We start from the raw sequence: 8,696 nt of genomic DNA, 5'->3' as shown, positions 1-8,696 counted from the left end.
ACCAGGCCAGACCCTTCAAATGGACCAAGACTGCCGACCAGATCCTCGACCGCATCTGCCGCTACTGCTCACGCATCTCCGAACCAGATCACTAGTCCGTTGTCGCGTGCAGGAAGTCCAGGAGCAGGGCCGTGAGTTCGGCGGGGGCGTCCTCCTGGACGTGGTGCCCCGCACCGGTGATCGGCGCGAATCGCGCGTCCGGGATGCGGTCGGCGAGCTCCCGCCCCTTGGCCAGGGGAATCCACCCGTCCTCCTCGCCCCAGCACACCAGCGTCGGGACACCGATCTCCCCGTACCGGTCCTGGATCTCGTCGGTGTGGGTCTGGTCCGCCTGGGCGATCTGCCGGTAGAAGGCGGGCTGACCGTGTTCGCCGAGCCATGGCTGTACGAGCCGGTCGAGGACCGCCGGGTGCAGCCCCGGGCCGCCGGCCGAGCTGACGTACTCGCGCACCAGGGCGTGGTGCAACGCGGGCGGCAGCTACCAGATGAAGCGCTGGCGCACGAAGGCGAACGTGAGCCGCGAGGAGCTGGCCGAGGCCGCGAATCACTCGCCGGACACGATCAAGTCCATGGAGCAGGGGGTACGGATGCCGACCCCGCGGGTGCTTGATGTGGCGGATGAGTTGTGCGGGGCGGAGGGGTTGCTGAGTTCGGCGAAGGACTACTTGCAGAGGGAGAAGTATCCGGCGCGGGCACAGGACTTCATGCTGCGGGAGAGGGAAGCGATCAGTCGGTGGTCGTACGAGGTGGCGTTGGTCCCGGGGCTGTTGCAGACCAGGGGGTACGCGCGTGCGCTGATCGAGAACCGGCTGCCGCCCCTCGACGAGGACACGGTGGAGGAGCGGATCGCGGCCCGGATGGAGCGGCACGCAATTCTCACGGATCGCAAGCCGCCGGTGGCCTTCAGCTTCGTGCTCTACGAGGCGGTTCTGTGCACCCCGCAGGTGGACGTCGAGCAACTGCACCGACTGCTGGAGGCGGCCCGCCTCCGCAACGTCATGTTGCAGGTGCTGCCCTTCGAACGCGTCATCAGCGACGCCCTCATGGGACCGATGGTGCTGCTGGAAACCCGCGACCATGAGCGGTTCGCCTTCACGGAAGGCCCGTTCGTCAGTGAACTCTCGGCCGATCCCAGCATTGTCAGTCGCGTGAGCGAGCGGCTTGGCATGATCCGCGCGCAGGCCCTCAGCCCCGCTGAATCGGCCCGTTTCATCGAGCGGATGGTGGACGAGTGATGAGTGACCAACTGGCGTGGTTCAAGTCGACCTACAGCGACAACGAGGGCGGCGACTGTGTCGAAGTCGCCCTCCCCGGCGCACGGTTGACGGTCCACGTACGCGACTCGAAGAACCCGACCGGCCCCACCCTCACCGCACCCGCCTGGCAGGCCTTCGTTTCCGCAGGTCCCCCCGGAGCTTGAGCCCCGGGACCCGAGCTCTTCCCATGGGTTTCCAAGATTTCTGGGCTGGGTGAAGAACCAAACCAACCAACCAAGCCTGTACGTGAGTTGAAGGGGCGTAACCCGAATGGGTGACGTTCCGTGATCGGCTTGCTTCGGAACGTAAAGTCGCTCTAGGTTCGCGGCAACTGACCAAATAGATCGGCCCCGGCCGGTGCGCCAACACCAGTGCCAGGGCCTAGACCTACGGATCGAACGGAACTCGATCGTGGCTTACGCCCAGCCTAGTGCTGCCCTGCCTTCCCCGTCGCACCCGATGGCCAAAACGGGTTACGGAAAGTGCTCCGTGGGTGACGAAGACCCGCACGCGGACCGGGACTTCGCACACCTGAGCCCCCGCGACGCCGATGTCGCCGTCTTCATCGACCATCTCGAAGACGGTCACGCCATGGGCCACAAGGTGATCGCGGCGGAACACCCCCGCTACGGCCAGCAAGCCGTGCGTACGTCGTCGGGTCGCCTCGTCCACGCCGGCCATCTGCGCTGGATCAAGGAGCGCATCACCGTCGAGGACGGCTCGATGCGATGGGTGACGCGCACGTACTGGTCGCGTACCCCCAGGTCGGTGGAGTGGTGGAAGAACTTCGCGCGGGAGCGCGACGGCAGGGACGTGACGGAGCACTACCAGCCGGGACTGGCCCGGGTCGAGGAGAACGAGCCCGCAGAGTTGGCCGACCGAGCGGAGCCGACCGAGCCCGCCGGGTCCGAGGGGCCCGCCGAGCCCGACAGGGCGGAAGCCGCCGCACGGGAGCCCAGCACTGCCTACCAGACCCTCGCCGAAGTCCGCTCCGCAGATCCCCGCCCGATCGACCGACGCTTGAGGTCCAACTCGCCGAAGCCGAGAGGGTATTGGGGGATGACCACTTCAGCGTCGCAGTTCTTGGACGAAACCTTGTGGAGGAGTTGACGGAGGCCGGGCACCTGCCCAGGGCTGTCGTGCCGGCGGAGAAGGTCGTCGCTCAGTTCCGGCACCATCTGGGTGTTACCGATATGGACACGTTGAACGCCCGGATCACCCATATTCGTCTGTTGGCCCTCATGGGCGATGCGCCTCGCGCTCACGAATTGCTTCCCGGCTTCATTGCCGACTTGAGCCGAGCGGTTGGTGGCACCCCGGAAGGCCGTAACGTCATCGACCAAGCCGCGGACCTGCTCAAGCACCGCGAAGCGTAACCATCCACTCACCCCCCGTGCTTTGTACAACCCCTGTCCCACCGCTGTATCTCCACTGCACGGCCCCTAACCGGCGTCACGCGAATCTTGAGTCACTTCCACCGCACAGGAAGCGGAGGCAGTAACACCCCCACCTCGCACGGGAGATCGCGATGACCCGCAAGAACCGCATACGCGCCGCCATCGTCACCGCCACCGCACTCGTCACCGCGGGCACGGTCACCGCCGGAGTCAGCATGGCCGGTGCCGAGGCCGCGCCGAAGAAGCCCTCCAAGAAGGAGATCGCGGCGCTCTTCGACGGCTGGAACAAGTCGCTGCAGACCGGCGACTCGAAGAAGGTGGCGGACCGCTACGCGAAGGACGCGGTGCTCCTGCCGACCGTCTCGAACAAGGTCCGCACCGACCGCGCCGGCATCGTCGACTACTTCGACCACTTCCTGGAGAACAAGCCGGTCGGCAAGAAGATCAAGTCGCACATCAACGTCCTCGACAGCAACTCCGCGCTCGACGCAGGTACGTACGCCTTCACGCTCACCGACCCGAAGACCGGCAAGAAGCGTGTCGTCGAGGCCCGCTACACGTACGAGTACGAGAAGCGGAACGGCGTGTGGAAGATCGTGAACCACCACTCGTCGGCGATGCCCGAGGGCTGAGCGGCGGCCGACCCGCAGTCGTGGCTGAGCCCTCCACCCCCCGGCTCAGCCACCCCCGTGCCGCGCCGCACGCAACGTGAGCGCGACGCACAACCCGCCCCCGGGGGCGTCCTTGAGGGCCACGGTCCCGTTGTCGTCGGTGACGAGTTGCTTGACGACGGCGAGGCCGAGGCCTGAACCGGACTTCCCGGTGAGGCCCTGACCGCGCCAGAAGCGGTCGAACGCGCGGGACTTCTCGGCGTCCGACATACCGGGCCCCTCGTCCAGCACCGACAGCACCACCTCGTCGCCCCGGGTCTCCACCGAAACCGTGATGGTCGCACCGTCCGGCGAGACCTCCAGGGCGTTGGAAAGCACGTTGTCCAGGACCTGGTCCAGATGACCGGGACTGGCCAGCACAAGCAGCCGGCCGTCGGCACTCCCCCTGAGCGTGATGGTGACTCCGCGCTCGTCGGCGGCCGGCCTCCACACGTCGAGACGTTCCCCGATGACCTCCCGCAGGGACAGCGGTTCCGCCGCCGTCACCTTCGCCTCGGCCCGCGCCAGCACCAGCAGGCCGTTGACCAGGCGGCTCATCCGGACCACCTCGGCGGTGGCCTGCTCCACGTCCTCCCGTACGAACTCGTCGTCCGTGCCGTCCGCGATGTTGTCCAGGGACAGGCGCAACGCCGTCAGGGGGGTACGCAGTTGGTGCGAGGCGTCGGCTACGAAGATGCGCTGCGACGCGATCAGCGTGTCCAGGCGTTCGCCTGCCTGGTTCAGCGTGCGCGCCAGGGTCTGCGTCTCCTGAGGACCCGTCACGGGGGAGCGGGCCGTCAGGTCGCCGTCGCTCATCTTGCTCGCCATCTCGTTGAGCTGGCGGAGGGGGGCGGTCAGACGCCGGGCGGCGAACGCGCCGATGATCGCGGCGGCCGCCAGCACGATCACGGCGAGTGCGGCACGGAACCCCCAGATCAGCCACAGCCGGTCGGTCAGCTCGTCCGTCGAGAACACGACCCGTACGGCGCCGACGACCTTGTCCTCGTCGATCTTCCCGTCCGCCGCGCGCTCATGGGCGGGGACCGTGAGCACGAGGTTCTTGCCCCAGATGAACTCGGAGCCCCAGTCGGTGGTGGGCTCGCCGTCCTTCAGGGCCCTGGTCAGGGCCGCGTCGTCAGCCGGTGCCTCCAGGCCCTCCGGCGCGCACCCATTGGTGGCGGTCACCTCGACCGTCTCGGGATACGCCTTGGCCATCTGTGCCAGGGCCTGGCACGAGGCGGAGTCACCGGTGCCCAGCAGCCGGGCCATGGTCTCCGCCTCGCGCTCGACGGAGTGCTGGGTGTCGCCCCGCAACTGATCCGTGAGAGTGAACGCCACCGGCAGGGTGAACAGGGCGATGGCCACAGCCACGAGGAGCACGTAGCTGCGGATGAGCTGACGGATCATGACGTACTGCCGCCGTCGCCCGTCCCGGCCCCCTCCTTCACGTCACTCCCGTCACTCCCGTCACTCACGTCATTCACGATCAGCCGGAAGCCGACCCCCCGCACCGCCTCGATCGTGATCGCGCCGGTCAGCTTCCGCCGCAGCGCCGCCACATGGACGTCCAGCGTCTTCGTCGGGCCGAACCAGTTCGCGTCCCAGACCGCTTCCATGATCTGTTCGCGCGACATCAGGGCGCCCGGCTCCTCGGTGAGGAAGGCGAGGAGGTCGTACTCCTTGGGGGCGAGCGCCACCTCCGTACCGTCGAGGTGGACGCGCGCGGCCTTGCGGTCGATGGTGAGGCGGGGGCCGTAGCGGTCGGGGCCGGAGGGCGCGTCGGCGGCGCGCGGCTGCACGCGGCGCATCACCGCCCTTATGCGGGCGATCACCTCGCGTACACCGAACGGCTTGGAGACGTAGTCGTCGGCGCCCAGCTCCAGGCCGACCACGCGGTCCGTCTCGTCGCTGCGGGCGCTGATCACGATGATCGGCACCTGGCTGCGGTCCCTGAGGGCCTTGCAGACGTCGAGGCCGTCGGTGTCGGGCAGGCCGAGGTCGAGGAGGACGACGTCGTACGGGCCGTTGTACGACAGCGCCGCCCCACCCGTGTTGACCCACTCCACCTCGAAGCCGTATCGCAGGAGTCCACGTCGCAGGGACTCGGCGACCGGCTCGTCGTCTTCCACCAGAAGTACGCGCACGGCCACGACCTTAGTGCTTGAAAGTTTGCCGTTCGGCGTCGCGGGGGCCCTCGGTGTGACTCCAGGCACTTTTCCCGGCCCGCGCCGACTGTTCGGCGGCGACCTGGGCAGAGACGTTCCCGGAGCGGTCGAAGGTCCGGGCGAGAAGCCGGGGTGAAACCGGTGGAACGTCCGGAGAAAACCCAGGTGATCAAAGGGTGAGCGGGACATCTCACCATGCGATACCAGGGAAGGGATATTCGGCCGCTCGTTAAACTGAGACGACCGCCGCAGTACGTGAGTACGTGTGTATGTGCGGATATGGGACTGAAACGGAGCGAGGAGCGCACGTGGGCCTTGTCGTGCAGAAGTACGGAGGCTCCTCCGTAGCCGATGCCGAGGGCATCAAGCGCGTCGCCAAGCGGATCGTGGAAGCGAAGAAGAACGGCCACCAGGTGGTCGTCGTCGTTTCCGCGATGGGCGACACGACGGACGAGTTGATCGATCTCGCCGAGCAGGTGTCACCGATGCCTGCCGGGCGTGAGTTCGACATGCTGCTGACCGCCGGAGAGCGTATCTCCATGGCGCTGCTGGCCATGGCGATCAAAAACCTGGGCCACGAGGCCCAGTCGTTCACCGGCAGCCAGGCAGGCGTCATCACCGACTCGGTCCACAACAAAGCCCGGATCATCGACGTCACACCCGGCCGGATCCGTACGGCGCTGGACGAGGGCAACATCGCCATCGTCGCCGGGTTCCAGGGCGTCAGCCAGGACAAGAAGGACATCACCACCCTCGGCCGCGGCGGGTCGGACACGACCGCCGTCGCGCTGGCCGCCGCGCTGGACGCCGAGGTCTGTGAGATCTACACCGACGTCGACGGCGTCTTCACCGCCGACCCGCGGGTCGTGAAGAAGGCGCGGAAGATCGACTGGATCTCCTCCGAGGACATGCTCGAACTGGCGGCGTCCGGTTCGAAGGTGCTGCTCCACCGCTGTGTCGAGTACGCCCGCCGCTACAACATCCCGATCCACGTCCGCTCGTCCTTCTCCGGACTGCCGGGCACCTGGGTCAGCAACGAGAAGCCAGAGTCGCAAGGGGACCACAAGGTGGAGCACGCCATCATCTCCGGAGTCGCCCACGACGTCTCCGAGGCCAAGGTCACGGTCGTCGGCGTCCCGGACAAGCCGGGCGAGGCCGCCGCGATCTTCCGTGCCATCGCGGACGCCGAGGTCAACATCGACATGGTGGTGCAGAACGTATCCGCCGTGACGACCGGTCTGACGGACATCTCCTTCACCCTCCCGAAGACCGAGGGCCGCAAGGCCATCGACGCCCTGGAGAAGAACAAGGCGGGTATCGGCTTCGACTCGCTGCGCTACGACGACCAGATCGGCAAGATCTCCCTGGTCGGCGCGGGCATGAAGACCAACCCGGGTGTCACCGCCTCCTTCTTCGAGGCCCTGTCCGACGCCGGCGTGAACATCGAGCTCATCTCGACCTCCGAGATCCGCATCTCGGTCGTCACCCGTGCCGACGACGTGCCGGAGGCCGTGCGCGCCGTGCACTCCGCCTTCGGGCTCGACTCCGACAGCGACGAGGCCGTCGTCTACGGGGGTACGGGTCGCTGATGGCCGTCATCCACGGAGGTAACGGTCGCTGATGGCCGCTGATGCCGGGCGCACCGGCAGGCCGACGCTCGCGGTCGTGGGCGCGACCGGCGCCGTCGGCACGGTCATGCTCCAGATCCTGTCCCACCGGGCTGACATCTGGGGCGAGATCCGTCTGATCGCCTCTCCGCGCTCGGCCGGCCGCAAGCTGGCCGTGCGCGGGGAGCAGGTCGAGGTGACGGGTCTGACCGAGGGCGCCGAGGAGGCCTTCGACGGGGTCGACGTCGCCATGTTCGACGTACCGGACGAGGTGGCGGAGCGCTGGGCGCCGATCGCCGCGGCCAAGGGCGCGGTCGTGGTGGACAACTCGGGCGCCTTCCGGATGGACCCGGAGGTGCCCCTCGTCGTCCCCGAGGTCAATCCGCACGCCGCCCGCGTCCGGCCGCGCGGGATCATCGCCAACCCCAACTGCACGACCCTCTCCATGATCGTGGCGCTCGGCGCGCTGCACGCCGAGTTCGGGCTGCGGGAGCTGGTGGCCTCCTCGTACCAGGCGGTCAGCGGCGCGGGGCGGGCCGGCGTGGAGACCCTGCGGCAGCAGATCGCCCTCGTGGCCGGTACGGAACTGGGGACCACCCCCGGTGACGTACGGCGGGCCGTGGGCGACAACACCGGGCCGTTCCCGGAGCCGGTGGCACTGAACGTGGTGCCGTGGGCCGGGTCGCTCCGCGCGGACGGCTGGTCGTCGGAGGAGATGAAGGTCCGGGACGAGACCCGCAAGATCCTCGGACTGCCGAGGCTGCCGGTCGCCGTGACGTGTGTACGGGTGCCGGTCGTCACCGCGCACTCCCTCACCCTCCACGCCCGCTTCGAGGGCGAGGTCACGGTCGCCAAGGCCCGCGAGATCCTCGCCACCGCCCCGGGGGTCGTCCTCTGCGACGACCCGGGCGCGGGGGAGTTCCCCACCCCCGCCGACGTGGTCGGCACCGACCCGACCTGGGTGGGCCGCGTACGCCGGGCCCTCGACGACCCGACGGCCCTCGAACTCTTCGTCTGCGGCGACAACCTGCGGAAGGGCTCCGCCTTGAACACGGCACAGATCGCGGAGTTGGTGGCGGCGGAACGGGCGAGGTAGGTCCGGAACGGGCGAGGTGGTCCGGAACGGACGAGGTAGGTCCGGTTGCTGCCCTTGGCGCACTGCTCCTTGCCTTGCGGTGCACTGTCCGTTGCCTTTGAGTGCACTGTCAGCCCGTTTCCCTGCGGGCCGCCCGCTGCCGTGCGTAGATCGGCTGTCGCCGTGCGTCTACGCGGGTCCACTGGCGTGGGCCGATGTCGGTGATGGCGTGTAAGTTCTTCGAGTCGACGGTTCGGCGGACGGAGAATTTGCGGCCGGACAGTCGCGGGATTTCCGGGTTGATTCAGGCCTCCCGGTGATCGAGCTTTTTCTCCCCGTCCGCCCGCAACCGCGCGGCGGACGGGGAGCGTCTTTAACGGGCGCCCTTCGGCGGGGCTGGGCGCCAACACTTGGGGCATAGGGGAAGAGCTGGTACGCATGAGGGCGTTCGACGCGCTGTCCGGTGTTCGGTGGGTCGTGCAATCGGTGCCGACGGGGGCGCATGCCGTACGGAGACGTGTGCGGTCTGACGCAAAAGAGATGCCT

Annotated in this window: 9 protein-coding genes and 1 pseudogene; 7 read left to right on the top strand and 3 right to left on the bottom strand. The window is 68.0% G+C overall.

All coding sequences use genetic code 11. The features are described from left to right. Positions 1-91: 91 nt before the first annotated feature. Positions 92-478: pseudogene (locus ACFU53_RS30270) on the bottom strand (alpha/beta fold hydrolase); the annotation flags it as partial. Between the two features lie 7 nt (positions 479-485). Here ACFU53_RS30270 and ACFU53_RS30265 point away from each other — a divergent pair. The 5 genes from ACFU53_RS30265 (at position 486) to ACFU53_RS30245 (ending at position 3,285) form a co-directional block, all read left to right on the top strand. Next, positions 486-1,235 (top strand): helix-turn-helix domain-containing protein, encoded by a 750-nt coding sequence (locus tag ACFU53_RS30265; protein ID WP_383999244.1) that lies wholly within the window; start codon positions 486-488, stop codon positions 1,233-1,235. Further along, positions 1,235-1,420, top strand: a complete 186-nt coding sequence (locus ACFU53_RS30260; RefSeq protein WP_383999241.1) for a DUF397 domain-containing protein — start codon at positions 1,235-1,237, stop codon at positions 1,418-1,420. Before ACFU53_RS30265 ends, ACFU53_RS30260 begins: the two co-directional genes overlap by 1 nt. 325 nt (positions 1,421-1,745) lie before the next feature. Next, complete coding sequence (locus tag ACFU53_RS30255) at positions 1,746-2,366, top strand: hypothetical protein (protein WP_383999238.1); 621 nt, start codon at positions 1,746-1,748, stop codon at positions 2,364-2,366. Next, positions 2,354-2,632: a hypothetical protein gene (locus ACFU53_RS30250; protein ID WP_383999235.1), complete on the top strand. Its 279-nt coding sequence runs from the start codon at positions 2,354-2,356 to the stop codon at positions 2,630-2,632. Before ACFU53_RS30255 ends, ACFU53_RS30250 begins: the two co-directional genes overlap by 13 nt. Before the next feature lie 152 nt (positions 2,633-2,784). After that, positions 2,785-3,285: an SgcJ/EcaC family oxidoreductase gene (locus tag ACFU53_RS30245; RefSeq protein WP_383999233.1), complete on the top strand. Its 501-nt coding sequence runs from the start codon at positions 2,785-2,787 to the stop codon at positions 3,283-3,285. A 45-nt stretch (positions 3,286-3,330) separates the two neighbouring features. On the opposite strand, the gene ACFU53_RS30240 is transcribed toward ACFU53_RS30245, so the two are convergent. Both ACFU53_RS30240 and ACFU53_RS30235 read right to left on the bottom strand, forming a co-directional pair. Further along, complete coding sequence (locus ACFU53_RS30240; protein WP_383999231.1) at positions 3,331-4,710, bottom strand: ATP-binding protein; 1,380 nt, start codon at positions 4,708-4,710, stop codon at positions 3,331-3,333. Next, a complete protein-coding gene (locus tag ACFU53_RS30235) occupies positions 4,707-5,447 on the bottom strand; it encodes a response regulator transcription factor (RefSeq protein ID WP_383999228.1) in 741 nt (246 codons plus the stop codon). Before ACFU53_RS30235 ends, ACFU53_RS30240 begins: the two co-directional genes overlap by 4 nt. A gap of 329 nt (positions 5,448-5,776) precedes the next feature. Between ACFU53_RS30235 and ACFU53_RS30230 the strand changes: the two genes are divergently transcribed. Beyond that, positions 5,777-7,057, top strand: a complete 1,281-nt coding sequence (locus ACFU53_RS30230) for an aspartate kinase (RefSeq protein WP_383999225.1) — start codon at positions 5,777-5,779, stop codon at positions 7,055-7,057. 31 nt (positions 7,058-7,088) lie between these two features. Then, positions 7,089-8,171 (top strand): aspartate-semialdehyde dehydrogenase, encoded by a 1,083-nt coding sequence (locus tag ACFU53_RS30225; protein WP_383999222.1) that lies wholly within the window; start codon positions 7,089-7,091, stop codon positions 8,169-8,171. Positions 8,172-8,696 lie beyond the last annotated feature (525 nt).

Source organism: Streptomyces sp. NPDC057474 (assembly GCF_042802555.1).
Lineage (GTDB): Bacteria > Actinomycetota > Actinomycetes > Streptomycetales > Streptomycetaceae > Streptomyces.
The sequence above is the reverse complement of the archived record's forward strand: the minus strand, read 5'-3'. Positions and strand labels throughout refer to the sequence as shown.

What these genes read in the sequence shown, in the direction of transcription:
- ACFU53_RS30240 (WP_383999231.1), bottom strand. Translation starts at nt 4,710, where the DNA reads ATGATCCGTCAGCTCATCCGCAGCTACGTGCTCCTCGTGGCTGTGGCC.
- ACFU53_RS30225 (WP_383999222.1), top strand. Translation starts at nt 7,089, where the DNA reads ATGGCCGCTGATGCCGGGCGCACCGGCAGGCCGACGCTCGCGGTCGTG.
- ACFU53_RS30265 (WP_383999244.1), top strand. Translation starts at nt 486, where the DNA reads ATGAAGCGCTGGCGCACGAAGGCGAACGTGAGCCGCGAGGAGCTGGCC.
- ACFU53_RS30245 (WP_383999233.1), top strand. Translation starts at nt 2,785, where the DNA reads ATGACCCGCAAGAACCGCATACGCGCCGCCATCGTCACCGCCACCGCA.
- ACFU53_RS30260 (WP_383999241.1), top strand. Translation starts at nt 1,235, where the DNA reads ATGAGTGACCAACTGGCGTGGTTCAAGTCGACCTACAGCGACAACGAG.